Origin of the sequence: Planomonospora sp. ID82291, assembly GCF_015711645.1 — a bacterium.
GTDB lineage: Bacteria > Actinomycetota > Actinomycetes > Streptosporangiales > Streptosporangiaceae > Planomonospora.
Window position 1 is genome coordinate 857,554 of record NZ_JABTEX010000003.1, and the last position, 17,286, is coordinate 874,839.

The following is a 17,286-nucleotide window of genomic DNA, read 5'->3' on the forward strand; positions in this document are numbered from 1 at the left end:
GGTGCGCGGGCGCCGTCCGTCCGTCGGGGCGCCGGCCGTCAGGCGAGCGTCTGCGCGATCGCCTGCTCGACGGCGCCGAGCGCGTCGCCGATCGCCTCGGGACGGGCCCCGCCGCCCTGGGCGACGTCGTCCTTGCCGCCGCCGCCGCCGCCGAGCGCCTTGGCGGCCACGCCGACCAGCGCGCCCGCCTTCAGGCCGCGCCCGCGCCCGGCCTCGTTGACCGCCGCGACGGCGACCGGCCGGTCGCCGGGCACGCCCGCGACCACGACGACCGCGGCGCGGTCGGCGGGGAAGCGGCCCCGCACGTCCAGGGCGAGCTTGCGCAGGTCGTCGGCGGAGGTGCCGTCGGGGGCGCGGTGCGTCACCACGGAGACCCCGTGCACGTCGCGGGCTCCCGCGGCCAGCTCGCCGGCGACGGCGAGCACCTGGGCCGAGCGGAGCCGCTCCAGCTCCTTCTCGGCGGTGCGCAGCCGCGTGACGATGCCCTCGATGCGCTCGGGCAGTTCCTCACGCCGGGCCTTGAGCTGCTCGGACAGCTGGGCCACCAGCACGCTCTCGCGGGCCAGGAAGCGGAAGGCGTCCAGGCCGACCAGGGCCTCCACGCGGCGCACCCCGGCGCCGATCGAGGACTCGCCCAGCACCTTGACCAGGCCGAGCTGGCCGGAGCTGGCGACGTGGGTGCCGCCGCACAGCTCACGGGAGTAGTCGCCGACCTCGACGATGCGGACGGTCTCGCCGTACTTCTCGCCGAACAGGGCCAGCGCGCCCATCGCCCGGGCCTCGGCCTGGGAGGTGTGGAAGGCGTTGACCTGCAGGTCGTTGATGAGGATGGCGTTGACCTCGTCCTCGACGTCGCGCAGCACGCTGGGCGGCACGGCCCCGGAGGCGGTGAAGTCGAAGCGGAAGCGGCCGGGGGAGTTCTCCGAACCGGCCTGCGCCGCCGTCTCGCCCAGCGCGTTGCGGAAGCCGCGGTGCACCATGTGGGTGGCGGTGTGGCTGCGGGAGATGGCCCGGCGGCGCTCGACGTCGATCTCGGCCTGGACCGGGTCGCCCACCCGGATCTCGCCGCCGCGGACCGTGCCGCGGTGCACGACGAGGCCCGCCACCGGCGACTGCACGTCCACGACCTCGACCTCGGCGCCGTCGGCGCGGATGACGCCCTGGTCGGCGAGCTGGCCGCCGCCCTCGGCGTAGAACGGGGTGCGGCCCAGCACGACCTCGACCGTGCTGCCCGCGCCCGCCGCGGGGACGGAGGCCCCGTCGACGAGCAGGCCGACGACCTCGGACTCGGCGCTCACCTGGTCGTAGCCGAGGAACTCGACCTTGCCGGCCTTCTCCAGGATCTGCCCGAACACCGAGATGTCGGCGTTGCCGGTCTTCTTGGCGGCGGCGTCGGCCTTGGCGCGGTCGCGCTGCTCCTTCATCAGCCGGCGGAAGCCCTCCTCGTCGACCTTGAGGCCCTGCTCGGAGGCCATCTCCAGGGTCAGGTCGATCGGGAAGCCGTAGGTGTCGTGGAGCTGGAAGGCCTGGTCGCCGGAGAGGACGGCCGCGGACTTGCGCTTGGTCTCCTCCACCGCCGCGTCGAAGATCGCGGTGCCGGTGCGCAGCGTGCCGAGGAAGGACGCCTCCTCGGCGTCGATGACGCCGTGGACCTGCGGGGCGTCGGCCTTGAGCTCGGGGTACAGCTCGCCCATCACGTCGATCGCGACGGCGGTGAGCTCGTGCATGTAGCGCTCCTCGCCGGAGCCGAGCAGGCGCAGGTTGCGGATCGAGCGGCGCAGGATGCGGCGGAGCACGTAGCCCCGGCCCTCGTTGCCGGGCAGCACGCCGTCGGCGACCAGCATGGTGCCGGTGCGGACGTGGTCGGCGACCACGCGGAGGCTGATGTCGGCGCGCTCGTCGCGGCCGTAGCGGGTCTTGGTGAGCTCGGCGGCGCGGTCGAGGATCTTGTAGGTGGTGTCGATCTCGTAGATGTTGTCGACGCCCTGCAGGATCGCGGCCATGCGCTCCAGGCCCATGCCGGTGTCGACGCTCTTGGCGGGCAGGTCGCCGAGGATCGGGAAGCCCTCCTTGCCGCCGCCCGCGCCGCGCTCGAACTGCATGAAGACGTTGTTCCACACCTCGAGGTAGCGGTTCTCGTCGGCGACCGGACCGCCCTCGCGGCCGTACTCCGGGCCGCGGTCGTAGTAGATCTCGGTGCACGGGCCGCAGGGGCCGGGCACGCCCATCGACCAGAAGTTGTCGGCCATGCCCCGGCGCTGGATGCGCTCGGCGGGCACGCCGACCTTCTTGTTCCACAGCTCGGCGGCCTCGTCGTCGTCGTGGTAGACGGTGACCCAGAGCCGGTCCTCGGGGAAGCCGAACCCGCCGTCGGCCTCGGAGCGGGTCAGCAGCTCCCAGGCGAACGGGATCGCGTCGTCCTTGAAGTAGTCGCCGAAGGAGAAGTTGCCGAGCATCTGGAAGAAGGTGGCGTGCCGGGTGGTCTTGCCCACCTCGTCGATGTCCGGGGTGCGCACGCACTTCTGCACGCTCGCCGCCCGCTTGTAGGGGGGCGTGCGCTGGCCCAGGAAGTAGGGCTTGAAGGGGACCATGCCCGCGGGGACCAGAAGCAGCGTCGGGTCCTCGGCGATCAGGCTGGCCGAGGGCACGACGGTGTGCCCACGCTCCTCGAAGAAGCGCAGGAAGCGGCGGGCGATCTCTGCCGACTCCATGTCAGCGGCCATCCTTTACGTCGTAGTGATAGGTGTCGTCCACACTGTCGAGCCCGAACCGGGACCGCAACTCGGTTTCCCTGCGGGCCGCGTCGTCCAGCGCGTCCGCGGCCACGCCGCGGGCCTGGTCCAGCAGGCCGGAGGCGCCCCGGGCCGCGCGCCGCGCCAGGTGGTTCGGGTGCAGTTCGGCCAGCCTACGCCTGACCCACAGCGCGCCGAACGCGCCCAGCGACAGGTAGAACAGTCTCCGGATCATCGCCGCCGCCTCTCCAGTGCCCGGGCGCCGGACGCGGCCCGCCCGCGGGCGCCGATGGCCCGCCGCAGGCCGTGGCCGAGCGCCACGACCTTGATCATAGGGCCGGTCACCAGCACCTGGGCGACCCCGCTGACCCGGGCCGCGTGCCCGCTGACCTGCTTGACGTCGCGGACGATGGCCTCGACGGCGACGAGCTGGCGGTTGGTCTCGGTGACGGTGACGGCCGCGTCCTCCAGCAGCGGCACCGCCCGGTCGCTCAGCTCGGAGACCATCTTGGTGGTCTCGGTGAGCAGCCGGGACAGCTTGAGCAGGACCACGGCCAGGAAGCAGACCAGGACCACCCAGGCCACGGCCACGATCAGGCCGGCGACCTCTCCTGCGGTAAGCATGCGCCGATCTCCCTGTCTACCCGGCTGGAACGGCACGACCCTATCGTGCCGCGCCCCGTTCCCCCCGCATGCCGCGTCACGGCGGACGCCGGAGGCCCGGAGGAACCGGCGGCGGGACCGCCTAACCGCCCTGGCCGCCCCGGAGGAAGGCGCGGATCCTGGCCCAGCGGTCCGCGAAGCCCGCCTCGGCGCCGTGCCGGGTGGGCCGGTAGTAGCGGCGGCCGCGCAGCGGCTCGGGCAGGTGGTCCTGGCGGACCAGGCCGTGCTCGAAGTCGTGCGGGTAGCGGTAGCCCTGTCCGTGGCCGAGCTTGGCGGCTCCCGGGTAGTGGGCGTCGCGCAGGTGGCCGGGGACCTGGCCGATGTCCCCGCGGCGCACGTCCGCCGCGGCCGCGTCGACGGCGGTGATCACCGCGTTGGACTTGGGCGCCAGCGCGCAGTGGATCACCGCCTGGGCGAGGTTGAGCCGCCCCTCCGGCAGCCCGATGAACTCCACCGCCTGGGCGGCGGCCACCGCCGTCTGCAGGCAGGTGGGGTCGGCCATCCCGACGTCCTCGGAAGCGAAGATCATGATACGGCGGGCGATGAACCGGGGGTCCTCCCCCGCCTCGACCATGCGGGCCAGGTAGTGCAGGGCGGCGTCGGCGTCGGAGCCGCGCATGCTCTTGATGAAGCCGCTGACCACGTCGTAGTGCTGATCGCCCTGGCGGTCGTAGCGGACGGCCGCCTTGTCCACCGCGCGCTCCACCGTCTCGACGGTGATCTCCCCGTCGGCGATCAGCGCGGCGGCCTCCAGGTAGGTGAGCGAGCGGCGGGCGTCCCCGCCCGCCAGCCGGACCAGGTGATCGGCGGCCTCGGGGGTGAGCCGGACCCGCCCGTCCAGGCCCCGGGGGTCGGCGGTCGCCCGCTCCAGCACCGTGCGGACGTCGTCGCCGGACAGGGGCTCCAGGGTGAGCAGCAGGGAGCGGGAGAGCAGCGGGGAGATCACCGAGAAGAACGGGTTCTCCGTGGTCGCGCCGATGAAGGTGACCCAGCGGTTCTCCACCGCGGGCAGCAGGGCGTCCTGCTGGGCCTTGTTGAACCGGTGCACCTCGTCGACGAACAGCACGGTCTGCCGCCCGGACATGCCCAGCTCGCGGCGGGCCTGCTCGATGGCGGCGCGGACCTCCTTGACGCCGGCCGACACCGCGGACACCTCCACGAACCGGCGCGCGGTCACCCCCGCCACGACGTAGGCGAGGGTCGTCTTGCCGGTGCCGGGCGGCCCCCACAGGAACAGGGACATCGGCGCCTCGGCCTCGACCAGCCGGCGCAGCGGGGTCCCCGGGCCGAGCAGGTGGCGCTGGCCGACCACCTCGTCCAGGGAGCGCGGGCGCATGCGCACCGCGAGGGGCTCCTGGCCGCGGTGCGCCTCCTCCGCCGCCGAATCGAACAGGCTGTCCACTCCCCGACAGTACCGCCGCCGCGGGGGATCAGCCTCCCCAGACGGCCGCGGCCCCGCTGTGCCCGGCGCGGACCGTGTAGTAGACCGCCACCGCCGCCAGGAGCACGGTGAGGCCGGAGACGGCGATCTCCACCGGCCGGCCGTACCGGGCGGCGCGCAGGACGTGCAGCATGCCCAGTGCGGCCAGCCCGAGGGCGAGGACGGCCAGTACCAGCGGCGTGCCGAACTCCGCGTGCTCGGCGATGCGCTCGCCCAGCCGCCCCCCGGCGGAGGAGAACCGGCCGCTCCTCAGCTCGGCGCCGCTCTCCTTGGCCGCGAAGGCCGCGGGGGGAGCGGCCACGGCGAGCCCGAGGACCGCCCAGCCCAGGGCGGGGCGCGTGCGCGGGGCCAGGGCGTAGACGGCCGCCGCCACCGCCAGCAGCGGTGTCAGCACCACGGTCGCGTGGATGATCAGGGGGTGGGCCGGCAGGCCCAGGATCTCGTCGAACATGAGGTGACTCCGGTCGTGCGCACGGCTGGCAGTGCGGTGGGCGGGGCGGGTTGGCGGGGCGGCCGGCAGAACGGGTTGGCAGGGCGGCCGGCAGGGTCGTCGCCAGAGCGGAATCCCATCACGGAGGGGATCTGGAACGCGTAAAGTTCTCCGGGCTCTTCCCTCCTGCCCCATCCTGCGCCTTACGCCGCTTACATCCACCACACTCCGGGGCCGGTACGCTTTCGCGGAGTCAACAGTCATGCAGACGGTGATCCTGGAGGACATAGCGGTGAGCGGCGAAGACCGCCAGAGCCAGCTGGCGCGGGAGCACAAGGAGCGTCAGGCCCGGCGGGCCGAGCAGGCGGGCAAGGCCAAGCGGAACACCTTCATCGGAGCCGGCGCCGCGGTGGTGGTCGTGGCCGGAGGCGTGATCGCCGCCTCGGTCCTGATGGGAGGGGGCGACGGCGAGAAGCCGGTGGCCGCCCAGACGCCGGTCCCGTCGGCGAGCGCCTCCGCCCCGGCTGCGCCCGACCTCACCGCCTCGGCGAAGCCGTCCGCCACCACCTGCGAGTACCGCAAGGACACCACCGGCAGCCCGACCAAGTTCGTCGGGTACCCGCCCAAGAAGCCGAACCTGAAGCTGAAGACGATGACGATCACCACCAACCACGGTGACATCGTGATCGACCTGAAGACCGCGGCGACGCCCTGCACCGTCAACTCGCTGGCGTTCCTGGCCAAGAAGAACTTCTACGACGGCACCAAGTGCCACCGGCTGGCCACCCCGGAGAACTCCGGCCTGGGCCTGCTGCAGTGCGGCGACCCGCAGGCCAAGGCCGACGGCAAGAACTCCACCGACGGCCAGGGCAGCTCGGGTTACGTCTTCAACGACGAGAACCTGGGCGGCCTGTCCTACGGCAGGGGCACCGTCGCCCTGGCCCAGGCCTCCGACGCGTCCAACCAGAACGGCAGCCAGTTCTGGATCTCCTACAGCGACGAGACCGCCCAGCTGGACTCCGGCCCGGCCTACACGCCGTTCGGCACCGTCTCCAAGGGCATGGAGATCATCGACAAGATCGTGGCCGGCGGGTGGATCACCAACGAGGCCGACGTCACCGGAGACGGCGGCTCGCACGCCCCCAAGATCCCGGTGCTCGTCAAGGACGTCACGCTCTCCTGAGCCCGTCCGCGCGACAGTCCGTCCGCGCGACGCCCCGGCGCCTGGAGTCCTCCCGCCGGGGCGTCCGCGTTCCTCCGGCGGACGCGGCCCCTCGGCACCGGCCGCCCGGACCTGTGATCCCCGTCACATCGGGCCGCTCCTCCCCCCTCCCTCGTCCACGCTGGGAGGGGGACGTCCGAACCGTGACCGAGGAGCGCCGATGCCGGAGCCGACGCCGGAGAGACTGCCGTTCGAGTTCGTGCTCAGCCCGGAGTTCGGACGCGATCCGTACACCGCGTACGGCGGGCTGCGCGGCCGGTCGCCCGTCCACCCGATCGACTTCCCGCGCGGGATGCGCGCCTTCGTGGTGATCGACCACGAGCACGCCCGCCGGGCGCTGACCGATCCCCGGCTGGCCAAGGGCCTCGACCACGCGCCCGGTTTCTTCCAGGACGCCGTCGCTCGGGGCAACCCGGCCCTCGCCAGGAACATGCTCAACAGCGACCCGCCGGACCACACCCGCCTGCGCCGCCTGGTCGCCGGGGCCTTCACCGCGCGGCGGACCGCGGACCTGGCCCCCCGGATCCAGGAGATCGCCGACCGCCTGGTCGACGCGATGGAGGCCGCGGGCGAGGCCGACCTCCTCGACGCCTTCGCCTTCCCCCTGCCGATCACCGTGATCTGCGAGCTGCTGGGCGTGCCCGCCGCCGACCGGGCCGACTTCCGCGAGTGGTCGGCCAGCCTGATCACGCCCGCCTTCACCGAGGAGGCGGCCCGACGGCGCGACGCGGTGAACACCGCGGTCCGCGCCTACTTCGCCCGGTTGATCGACGAGCGGCGGCGGGAGCCCCGGGACGACATGATCAGCGCGCTGGTCACCGCCCGCGACGAGGACGGGCTGCTGAGCGAGCAGGAACTGCTCGCCACGCTCACCCTGCTGCTCATCGCCGGGCACGAGACCACCGTCAACCTCATCGGCAACGGCGTGTTCGCCCTGCTGACCCGTCCCGACCAGCTCGCGCTCCTGCGGGAGCGGCCCGAACTGCTGCCGGGCGCGGTCGAGGAGTTCCTCCGCTACGAGGGGCCGGTGGAGCGGGCCACGTTCCGCTTCGCCACCGAGGACATGGAGATCGCCGGCGTTCCCGTGCCCAGGGGCAGCGTGGTGCACGTCTCGCTCGGCGCGGCGGGCCGCGACCCGGCGGCGTTCGACGACCCCGACACGCTGGACGTCGCCCGCACCGGCACCCACCACCTCGCCTTCGGCCACGGCGTCCATTTCTGCCTGGGCGCCCCGCTGGCCCGGCTGGAGGCGCGGATCGCCTTCGAGACGCTGCTGCGCCGTCTGCCCGGCATCAGGCTCGCCTGTCCGCCCGAGGAGGTGGCCTGGCGCCACGACGGCTCGCTCATCCGGGGCCTGCGGGCGCTGCCCGTCCGGTTCTGAGGGCGCCGGCCCGGTCCGCCCGCCGACGGGCGGGCCGCTCCGCCGGACCGGACCGGCCACGGCGGAGCGGTCCACCCGGCCGCAGGAGCCGCGTCCGGGAGCGGCCCCCTGACGTGCCGGAGCCCCGGCGGTGTCCGCCCGCCGGGGCTCCGGCGGCCTGCCGGGGCTCCGGCGGCCTGCCGGGATCAGGCCTCGGCCGCCGCCTTGGGCGTGGCGTCGACGCCCGCCTCCTTGCGCTGCTCACCCGTGATCGGGGTGGGCGCGCCGGTCAGCGGGTCGAAGCCGGAGGCCGTCTTCGGGAAGGCGATGACGTCGCGGATCGAGTCGCCGCCCGCCAGCAGCATGCAGACCCGGTCCCAGCCGTAGGCGATGCCGCCGTGCGGCGGCGGGCCGTACTTGAACGCCTCCAGCAGGAAGCCGAACTTGCTCTCGGCCTCCTGCTTGGAGATGCCGAGCACGTCGAAGACGCGCTGCTGCATCTCGGCGCGGTGGATCCGGATCGAGCCGCCGCCGATCTCCATGCCGTTGCAGACCATGTCGTAGGCGTAGGCCAGGGCCTCGCCCGGGTTGTCCTGGAAGGTGTCGGCCCATTCGGGCTTGGGACCGGTGAACGGGTGGTGCACCGCGGTCCAGCCGGACTGGCGGCCGACGTCGTCGTAGACGGGCTCGAACATGGGCGCGTCGACGACCCACAGGAAGTTCCACGCCGACTCGTCGATCAGGCCGCAGCGGCGGCCGATCTCCAGGCGGGCCGCGCCGAGCAGGTCGCGGGAGTCGGCGGGCTTGCCGGCCGCGAAGAAGACCGCGTCGCCCGGCTTGGCGCCGACCTCGGCGGCCAGCCCCGCGGTCTCGGTCTCCGACAGGTTCTTGGCGACCGGGCCGCCGAGCGTGCCGTCCTCGCCGATCAGCACGTAGGCCAGGCCCCGGGCCCCGCGCGACTTGGCCCACTCCTGCCAGCCGTCCAGCTCCTTGCGGGTCTGGGAGGCGCCGCCCGGCATCACCACGGCGCCGACGTACGGCGCCTGGAAGACGCGGAAGGACGTCCCGGCGAAGAACTCCGTCATCTCGACCAGTTCGCAGCCGAACCGCAGGTCCGGCTTGTCCGAGCCGTAGCGGGCCATGGCCTCGGCGTAGGTCATCCGGGGCAGCGGCACCGGCAGCTCGTAGCCGATCGTCTCCTTCCAGATGCGGCCGATCAGCGCCTCGCCCAGGGCGATGACGTCGTCCTGGTCCACGAAGGACATCTCGATGTCGATCTGGGTGAACTCCGGCTGCCGGTCGGCGCGCAGGTCCTCGTCGCGGTAGCACTTGGCGAGCTGGTAGTAGCGCTCCAGGCCGGCGACCTGCAGGAGCTGCTTGAACAGCTGCGGCGACTGCGGCAGGGCGTACCAGCTGCCGGGCTGCAGGCGGACCGGGACCAGGAAGTCGCGGGCGCCCTCGGGCGTGGAGCGGGTGAGCGTCGGGGTCTCGACGTAGACGAACCCGTGCTCGTTCATCACCTCGTTGGCCAGGTAGGTGGCCTTGGAGCGGATCCGCATGGCCTGGGCGACCTGCTGGCGGCGGATGTCGAGGTAGCGGTACTTCAGCCGCGCCTCCTCGGAGACGCCCGCATTGCCCTCGATGGGGAACGGCAGCGGCGCGGACTCGCTGAGCACCTCCACCTCGGAGGCGACGACCTCGATCGCGCCGGTCGGCAGGTCGGGGTTCTCGTTGCCGGCGGGCCGGACCCGCACCTCCCCGACCACCTTCACGCAGTACTCGGCACGCAGGCCGTGCGCGTCGTCCTCCTCGCGGAAGACCACCTGTGCCGAGCCCGAGGCGTCCCGCAGGTCGATGAAGACCACACCGCCGTGGTCACGGCGGCGCGCCACCCATCCGGCCAGCGTCACCTGCTCCCCCGCGTGCTGCTGACGCAGGGATCCCGCGGTGTGCGTGCGAATCACGAAAACTTCCCCTTCAGGATGTCGACGACCTCGGCCAACGGCACCTCGGTCTGCTCTGCGGTGGTCAGGTCCTTCAGCTGTACGGCCTGCGCCTCCAGGTCGCGGTCGCCCAGGATCAGCGCGTAGCGCGCCCCGGAGCGGTCGGCGCCCTTCATGGCCCCCTTGACGCCCTTGCCCCCGAACGACAGGTCGGCGGCCAGGCCCGCCCGGCGCAGCTCGGTGACGAGCCGGAACATCCGGCGGCGGGCCTCCTCCCCCAGCGGCACACCGTACACCTGTACCCGCCGGTGCGCCGTGTCCTCCTCCAGCAGCCCCTCGGCCTCCATGGCCAGGATCGTCCGGTCCACACCGAGGGCCCAGCCGACGCTCGGCAGCGCCGGGCCGCCGATCATCTCGCTCAGCCCGTCGTAGCGGCCGCCGCCGCCGACCGCGGACTGCGAGCCCAGGCCGTCGTGGACGAACTCGAAGGTGGTGCGCGTGTAGTAGTCGAGACCGCGCACCAGCCGCGGGTCGTCGGCGTAGGCCAGGCCGGCGGCGGTCAGCAGCGCGCGGACCTCCTCGTGGTAGGCCTTGCACGCCTCGCACAGGTGGTCGACGACCAGCGGCGCGCCGGCGAGCCGCGCCTGCACCTCGGGCCGCTTGTCGTCCAGCACGCGCAGCGGGTTGATCTCGATCCGGGCCCGGGTGGGCTCGTCCAGGTCGAGGGCGCGCAGGAACTCCTGGAGCGCGGCGCGGTAGGCGGGGCGGCACTCCTTGCAGCCCAGCGTGTTGAGCAGCAGCCGCACCCCGGTCAGGCCCAGGGCGGCGAAGCCGTCGGCGGCCAGCAGGATCAGCTCGGCGTCCAGCGCCGGGTCCTCGGCCCCGAGGGCCTCGGCGCCGACCTGCGAGAAGTGCCGGTAGCGGCCCTTCTGCGCGCGCTCGTAGCGGAACTGGCTCCCGGAGTACCAGAGCTTGACCGGGAGCTGCCCGTTGTGCAGGCCGTGCTGGAGGACGGCCCGCACGACCGGCGCGGTGCCCTCCGGGCGCAGCGTGATGGAGCGCCCGCCCTTGTCGGTGAAGGTGTACATCTCCTTGGAGACGACGTCGGTCGACTCCCCGACGCCGCGGACGAACAGCGCGGTGTCCTCGAAGGTCGGCGTCTCGATGTAGCCGTAGCCCGCGCGGCGGACCGGGGCGACGAGCGCCTCGCGCACGGCGAGGACCCGCTCGGAACGCGGTGGCAGCCAGTCGAAGGTGCCCTTGGGCGCCTGGAAGCTCATGGTGTCAGATTCCCCTGGTGGGACCGGCGAACGGGGCGGCCTCCGCGAGATACGGGTTGGTGGCGCGCTCGGTGCCGATCGTGGTCTGTGGTCCGTGGCCGGGCAGGACCGCCGTGTCGTCCGGCAGCGGCAGGCACGTGGCCGCCAGGCTGCGCAGGATGGTCGGGTAGTCACCGCCCGGGAGGTCGGTGCGGCCGATGGAGCCGGCGAACAGCAGGTCGCCCGAGAACATCACGTCCGGGATCTCGTCCGTGCGGGGCAGCCTGAACGTCACCGACCCCCTGGTATGGCCCGGCGTGTGGTCGACGGTGAGCTCCAGGCCGGCCAGGCGGAGCACCTCGCCGTCGGCGAGCTCGCGCACGTCGTCCGGCTCCGTGAAGGTCAGCCCGCCGAACAGCTGCTGCCGCGTCATCAGCGACAGTCCCTTGCCCGGATCGGAGAGCAGCTCGCGGTCCTCGGGATGGATCCACGCCGGCACGTCCCGGGCACCGCAGACCGGGGCGACCGACCACATGTGGTCGAGGTGACCGTGCGTGACCAGCACGGCGACCGGCTTGAGCCGATGCTCGCGCAGCACGTCGTCCAGGTCGCCGACGGCGTTCTGCCCCGGATCGACGATGACGCACTCCTCGCCGGCGGCGGGAGCGACGACGTAGCAGTTGGTCTGGAACGACCCTGCGGGAAAGCCGGCGATGAGCATCTGCCTCAGCTGTCTCGTCAAGAATGCGGATGGGAATGTAACCGAAGGGTACCGGTGAGGGTCTGCGGGCTGCGAATCATGACCCTCCGGCCGATACGATTCGCCCACCTCGATATCTGAACACTCCGGCACCCGGGAGGGCGAAGCGGTGAGCGGCAAGGACCGCCAGAAGCAACTGGCTCGCGAGCACTACGAGCGGCAGCTGCAGCGACGGGCGGAGCGCGAGGCCAGGGCCAAGCGCATGACGATCATCGGAAGCAGCGTGGCCACCGTGGTGGTCGTGGGCGCCGTCGTCGCCGCGACCGTGCTGCTCGGAGGCGAGGACCCGGTCACTTCGGCGAGTCCGGAGCCCTCCGCGTCGGCGAGCTCGGCCGCGGCCGAGCCGACGGCCTTCGACCCGGCCACCGGCACCTGCGGCTACGTCGCCTCCTCCGGCGGCGCGGTCAAGGACGTCGGCACGCCCCCGGCCAAGGTGGACACCTCCCCCAAGGCGATGACCCTGAAGACCAACCGGGGCGACATCGTCATCGAGCTGGACGCCGCCAAGACCCCCTGCACGGTCGGCTCCTTCGCCTTCCTGGCGGAGAAGGGCTACTTCGACGGGACCAAGTGCCACCGGCTGGGCTCCGAGCGGTTCCCGGTCCTGCAGTGCGGCGACCCGCTGGCCAAGGCCGACGGCAAGGGCGCCGCCGACGGCAAGGGCGGCCCCGGATACCGTTTCGTGGACGAGAACCTCACCGGCGCCAAGTACACCCGCGGCGTGGTGGCCATGGCCAACAGCGGTCCCGACACCAACGGCAGCCAGTTCTTCATCGTCTTCGGCGACGCCGGGCTGGGGCCGAACTACACGCCGTTCGGTACGGTTACCAAGGGTCTGGAGATCGTCGACAAGGTCAACAAGGGCGGTGTCATCGCTCCGGGAGAGGACGGCACCGGAGCCCCGAAGGAAACCGTTGAGATCAAAGACGTGACAATGTCATCCAAGAGCTGACGTAATACAACCAAACAGAATCCGGGACCGACGGTCCTGGGAGGGCTGATGAAAGTGCGGGAGGACACGGTGAGCACCGACCCGTGGGGCCGGGTAGACGACGACGGCACCGTCTACGTGCGTACGGCTGAGGGAGAGCGGGCCGTCGGGTCCTGGCAGGCCGGCGAACCGGAGGAGGCGCTCGCCTACTTCCGCCGCAAGTTCGACGAGCTGGCCGGGCAGGTCACCCTGCTGGAGCAGCGGGTCCGCGGCACCGACCTGCCCCCCGCCCAGGCCGAGGCGACGGTCGCCAAGCTCCGCGAGTCCATCACCGGCGCCCACGCCGTCGGCGATCTGGACGCGCTGCTCAAGCGGCTCGACGCCCTCACCGAACTGGTGGGGCAGCGCCGCGAGGAGGTCAAGGCCGCCCGCGAGGTGGCCCGTGCCGAGGCCAAGGCCGTCAAGGAGCGGATCGTCGCCGAGGCCGAGAGCGTGGCGGAGTCCACCACCCACTGGAAGACGGGCGGCGAGCGCCTGCGCCAGCTGGTGGAGGAGTGGAAGGCCGCCGAGCGGATCGACCGGGTCACCGAGGCGGCGCTGTGGAAGCGCCTGTCGGCCGCCCGCACCGCCTTCGCCAAGCGCCGCAAGGTCTACTTCGCCGGCCTGGACGAGCAGCGCGAGGGCATCCGCTCCGCCAAGGAGCGGATCGTCGCCGAGGCCGAGGCCCTGGCCTCCTCCACCGACTGGGGTCCCACCGCGTCGGCCTACCGTGAGCTGATGCGGCAGTGGAAGACGGCCGGCCGGGCCTCCCGCGAGGTCGAGGACGAGCTCTGGAACCGGTTCAAGGCCGCCCAGGACCAGTTCTTCCACGCCCGCTCCGCGGTCTTCGCCGAGCGGGACGCCTCGTTCGCGGCCAACGCCGAGGTCAAGGAGCAGCTCCTGGCCGAGGCCGAGCGGATCCTCCCGGTCACCGACGCCCGCGCCGCCCGGGCCGTCCTGCGCGGCATCCTGGAGCGCTGGGAGGAGGCCGGCCCCGTCCCGCGCGAGCAGCGCGACCGGCTGGAGGGCGGGCTGCGCAAGGTCGACGACGCGGTCCGCAAGGCCGAGGAGGCGGAGTGGAAGCGCTCCAACCCCGAGGCCCGCGCCCGCGCCCAGACCACGGTGGACCAGCTCCGCAAGTCCATCGAGCAGTTGGAGGCCCGCCGGGCCAAGGCCTCCGCCGCCGGCAAGGACAAGGACGTCAAGGACGCCGAGGAGGCGCTGGCCGCCCGCCGCTCCTGGCTGGAGGAGGCCGAGCGCACGCTCGCCGAGTTCTCCTGACCGGCTGAACCCGACCGGGGACGCGTCCTGCCGCAGGACGCGTCCCCGGTCCGTCTTCCGGCCGGGGCGGCCCCCTGTCCGGACCTTCCTGGAGTCTCGGCGGGCTCGGGACCATCCCCCGTCCGGACCCTCGGCGGGCTCGGAACGGGTTTCCGTCCGGGGCGGGGGCTCCGACCGCCTCCGTCGCCGGCGGGCGCCGTCCGTCAGGACCCGGCGCCGCTCACCCGGTAGACGTCGTAGACGCCCTGGATGTTGCGGACGGCCTTCAGGACGTGGCCCAGGTGCTTGGGGTCGCCCATCTCGAAGGTGAACTTGCTGATCGCGACCCGGTCGCGGGAGGTCGTCACCGACGCCGACAGGATGTTCACGTGCTGGTCGGACAGGGTCCGCGTGACGTCCGACAGCAGGCGGGGACGGTCCAGGGCCTCCACCTGGATGGCGACGAGGAAGACCGAGTCGTCCCCGGGCGACCAGGCGACCTGCACCAGGCGGTCGGGCTCGGAGCGGAGCTGCTCCACGTTGGGGCAGTTGCTGCGGTGCACCGACACGCCGTGCCCGCGGGTGACGAAGCCGACGATCTCGTCGCCGGGGACCGGGGTGCAGCAGCGCGAGAGCCGTACCCAGACGTCGGAGTCGCCGGCGACCACCACGCCCGCGCCGCCGCCGCCCGCGCGGGGACGGCCGCGCAGCTTCGTCGGGACCGCCGTCTCGGCGATGTCCTCCTCGGCGCCCTCCACGCCCCCGATGGACTGCACCAGCTTCTGCACGACCGTCTGGGCGGCCGTGTGGCCCTCTCCGACGGCCGCGTACAGCGAGGAGACGTCCGGGTAGCGCAGCTCCCTGGCGAGCGTCAGCAGGGACTCTCCGGACATCAGGCGCTGCAGCGGCAGCCCCTGCTTGCGCATGGCGCGGCCGATGGCCTCCTTGCCCGCCTCGATCGCGGTCTCGCGGCGCTCCTTGGAGAACCACTGACGGATCTTGTTGCGGGCCCGGCCGGACTTGACGAACTTCAGCCAGTCGCGGGACGGGCCCGCGTCGGGCGACTTGGAGGTGAAGATCTCGACGGTGTCGCCGTTGCTCAGCCGGGACTCCAGCGGCACCAGGCGGCCGTTGACCCGGGCGCCGACGCAGCGGTGGCCGACCTCGGTGTGCACGGCGTAGGCGAAGTCGACCGGGGTCGCGCCCTCCGGCAGGGCCATGACCTGGCCCCGGGGGGTGAAGACGTAGACCTCGGAGACCGACAGGTCGAAGCGGAGCGACTCCAGGAACTCGCCCGGGTCGGCGGTCTCCTTCTGCCAGTCCAGGAGCTGGCGGAGCCAGGCCATGTCGCCGGCGCTCTTCAGCTTCGTGCCCGCCGGCCCGGAGGAGTTCATCTCCTCCTTGTACTTCCAGTGCGCGGCGACGCCGTACTCGGAGCGGTGGTGCATGGCGTGGGTGCGGATCTGCAGCTCCACCGGCTTGCCCTCGGGACCGATCACCGTGGTGTGCAGCGACTGGTACATGTTGAACTTGGGCATCGCGATGTAGTCCTTGAACCGGCCCGGCACCGGGTTCCACCGCGCGTGGATCGTTCCGAGGGCGGCGTAGCAGTCGCGGACCGTGTCCACCAGCACCCGGATGCCGACCAGGTCGTAGATGTCGTCGAACGCGACGTCGCGCGCGATCATCTTCTGGTAGACCGAGTAGTAGTGCTTGGGCCGGCCCTTGACCACCGCGCGGATCTTCGCCTCCCGCAGGTCGGCGAAGACCTTCTCGATGACCTCCTGCAGGAACAGGTCCCTGCGCGGGGCCCGCTCCGAGACCATCCGGGCGATCTCGTCGTAGCGCTTGGGGTAGAGCATGGCGAACGCGAGGTCCTCCAGCTCCCACTTGATCGTGTTCATCCCCAGCCGGTGGGCGAGCGGCGCGAAGATCTCCAGCGTCTCGCGGGACTTCTGCTGCCGCTTGTGCTCCGGCAGGTAGCGCATGGTGCGCATGTTGTGCAGCCGGTCGGCGAGCTTGATGATCAGCACCCGGATGTCGCGGGACATCGCGACGACCATCTTGCGCACGGTCTCGGCCTGGGCGGCGTCGCCGAACTTGACCTTGTCGAGCTTGGTCACGCCGTCGACCAGCAGCGCGATGTTGTCGCCGAAGTCGGCCCGCAGCTCGTCCAGGCCGTAGGCGGTGTCCTCGACGGTGTCGTGCAGCAGCGCCGCGCAGAGCGTCTCGTCGTCGGTGCCCAGCTCGGCCAGGATCGTCGCCACGGCCAGCGGGTGGGTGATGTACGGATCACCGCTCTTGCGCTTCTGATCGCGGTGGTGGTAGGCCGCCACGTCGTAGGCGCGCTCGATCAGCCGCAGGTCCGCCTTCGGATGGGTCGCGCGGACCGTGCGGAACAGCGGCTCAAGAACCGGGTTCATGGCGCCACCCCATTGCCCCCCAAAGCGGGCGAGCCTCCGCCGCACCGCCGGTTTCTCCTCGGTGGCTCCGGACATGGCGGAACCGGCGTCGACTGCCGGGACGGCCATCTCGGAACCGCCTTCGCCGGCGGTCACGTCGGGCACGACCACATCACGGGGCACTCAGACTCCTCGCGTTCGAGTCCAGATCCCTCAGTGTATCCAGACCTGCACGGGTACTTCCCCGGGTGGGGTGGATCAGACGACCACGAGGGGGTGGAGTGCCACCCCGTCGAGCCGCTCGCGGCCCTTGAGGAAGGCCAGTTCCATCAGCACGGCGACGGCCACGACCTCGGCCCCCGTCCTGCGGACCAGCTCCACCGTCGCGCGCGCCGTGCCCCCCGTGGCCAGCACGTCGTCGACGATCAGGACCCGGTCGCCGGGGGCGAACGCGTCCCGGTGAACCTCGACGACCGCGGAGCCGTACTCCAGATCGTAGGACGCCTCGAAGGTCTCGGAGGGCAGCTTGCCCTTCTTGCGCACCGGGACGAACCCGGCACGGGCCTTGTACGCCGCGGGGGCGCCCAGGATGAACCCCCGCGCCTCGATTCCGACGATCTTGTCCACCTCGTGCAGCCCCGCCAGCTCGTCCGTCACCGCGGCGAACGCCCCGGGGTCGGCGAGCAGCGGGGTGATGTCCTTGAACACCACCCCCGGCTGCGGGTAGTCGGGCACGTCGCGGATCCGGTCCAGGATCAACCGGCTCAGGTCACTCATGATCCACCTTGCGGGAGAGGCGCCTCTGGCGAGGACGGGGAGAAAACGCCTCCGCCCCCCGCGGATC

General features: G+C 72.4%; 14 protein-coding genes. 4 read left to right on the forward strand and 10 right to left on the reverse strand.

What is annotated here, in order from left to right; all coding sequences use genetic code 11:
• Positions 1 to 38: 38 nt before the first annotated feature.
• The 5 genes from alaS to HS045_RS23070 form a co-directional block, all read right to left on the reverse strand.
• Positions 39 to 2,711, reverse strand: a complete 2,673-nt coding sequence (gene alaS, locus HS045_RS23050) for an alanine--tRNA ligase (protein ID WP_196453807.1) — start codon at positions 2,709 to 2,711, stop codon at positions 39 to 41.
• 1 nt (position 2,712) lies between these two features.
• Positions 2,713 to 2,967: a hypothetical protein gene (locus tag HS045_RS23055; protein WP_196453489.1), complete on the reverse strand. Its 255-nt coding sequence runs from the start codon at positions 2,965 to 2,967 to the stop codon at positions 2,713 to 2,715.
• On the reverse strand, positions 2,964 to 3,356 hold the full coding sequence (locus tag HS045_RS23060; protein ID WP_196453490.1) for a DUF948 domain-containing protein: 393 nt from the start codon (positions 3,354 to 3,356) through the stop codon (positions 2,964 to 2,966). Before HS045_RS23060 ends, HS045_RS23055 begins: the two co-directional genes overlap by 4 nt.
• Before the next feature lie 121 nt (positions 3,357 to 3,477).
• Positions 3,478 to 4,797: a replication-associated recombination protein A gene (locus tag HS045_RS23065; RefSeq protein WP_307827655.1), complete on the reverse strand. Its 1,320-nt coding sequence runs from the start codon at positions 4,795 to 4,797 to the stop codon at positions 3,478 to 3,480.
• Between the two features lie 28 nt (positions 4,798 to 4,825).
• A complete protein-coding gene (locus HS045_RS23070) occupies positions 4,826 to 5,287 on the reverse strand; it encodes a DUF2231 domain-containing protein (RefSeq protein ID WP_196453491.1) in 462 nt (153 codons plus the stop codon).
• A 241-nt stretch (positions 5,288 to 5,528) separates the two neighbouring features.
• Here HS045_RS23070 and HS045_RS23075 point away from each other — a divergent pair, with 241 nt between their 5' ends.
• Both HS045_RS23075 and HS045_RS23080 read left to right on the forward strand, forming a co-directional pair.
• Positions 5,529 to 6,449, forward strand: a complete 921-nt coding sequence (locus HS045_RS23075; protein WP_230884543.1) for a peptidylprolyl isomerase — start codon at positions 5,529 to 5,531, stop codon at positions 6,447 to 6,449.
• Between the two features lie 199 nt (positions 6,450 to 6,648).
• Positions 6,649 to 7,869 carry a cytochrome P450 gene (locus tag HS045_RS23080; RefSeq protein ID WP_196453492.1) on the forward strand — a complete coding sequence of 407 codons (1,221 nt, stop codon included), beginning with the start codon at positions 6,649 to 6,651 and terminating at the stop codon, positions 7,867 to 7,869.
• 185 nt (positions 7,870 to 8,054) lie between these two features.
• Here the strand turns inward: HS045_RS23080 and aspS are convergent, their stop codons facing one another.
• Genes aspS through HS045_RS23095 form a run of 3 tightly spaced genes read right to left on the reverse strand, consistent with a single transcriptional unit; the run spans position 8,055 to position 11,771 of the window.
• Positions 8,055 to 9,812 (reverse strand): aspartate--tRNA ligase, encoded by a 1,758-nt coding sequence (gene aspS, locus HS045_RS23085; protein ID WP_196453493.1) that lies wholly within the window; start codon positions 9,810 to 9,812, stop codon positions 8,055 to 8,057.
• On the reverse strand, positions 9,809 to 11,071 hold the full coding sequence (gene hisS / locus HS045_RS23090; protein WP_196453494.1) for a histidine--tRNA ligase: 1,263 nt from the start codon (positions 11,069 to 11,071) through the stop codon (positions 9,809 to 9,811). Before hisS ends, aspS begins: the two co-directional genes overlap by 4 nt.
• A 4-nt stretch (positions 11,072 to 11,075) precedes the next feature.
• Entirely contained in the window at positions 11,076 to 11,771 is a 696-nt protein-coding gene (locus HS045_RS23095; RefSeq protein WP_196453810.1) for an MBL fold metallo-hydrolase, read from the reverse strand.
• A gap of 148 nt (positions 11,772 to 11,919) precedes the next feature.
• Between HS045_RS23095 and HS045_RS23100 the strand changes: the two genes are divergently transcribed.
• Both HS045_RS23100 and HS045_RS23105 read left to right on the forward strand, forming a co-directional pair.
• On the forward strand, positions 11,920 to 12,762 hold the full coding sequence (locus HS045_RS23100) for a peptidylprolyl isomerase (RefSeq protein ID WP_196453495.1): 843 nt from the start codon (positions 11,920 to 11,922) through the stop codon (positions 12,760 to 12,762).
• A gap of 48 nt (positions 12,763 to 12,810) precedes the next feature.
• Positions 12,811 to 14,061 (forward strand): DUF349 domain-containing protein, encoded by a 1,251-nt coding sequence (locus tag HS045_RS23105; RefSeq protein ID WP_196453496.1) that lies wholly within the window; start codon positions 12,811 to 12,813, stop codon positions 14,059 to 14,061.
• Between the two features lie 203 nt (positions 14,062 to 14,264).
• On the opposite strand, the gene HS045_RS23110 is transcribed toward HS045_RS23105, so the two are convergent.
• Positions 14,265 to 16,463: a bifunctional (p)ppGpp synthetase/guanosine-3',5'-bis(diphosphate) 3'-pyrophosphohydrolase gene (locus HS045_RS23110; RefSeq protein WP_196453497.1), complete on the reverse strand. Its 2,199-nt coding sequence runs from the start codon at positions 16,461 to 16,463 to the stop codon at positions 14,265 to 14,267.
• Between the two features lie 237 nt (positions 16,464 to 16,700).
• Complete coding sequence (locus tag HS045_RS23115) at positions 16,701 to 17,222, reverse strand: adenine phosphoribosyltransferase (RefSeq protein WP_196453811.1); 522 nt, start codon at positions 17,220 to 17,222, stop codon at positions 16,701 to 16,703.
• Between the last annotated feature and the right edge of the window lie 64 nt (positions 17,223 to 17,286).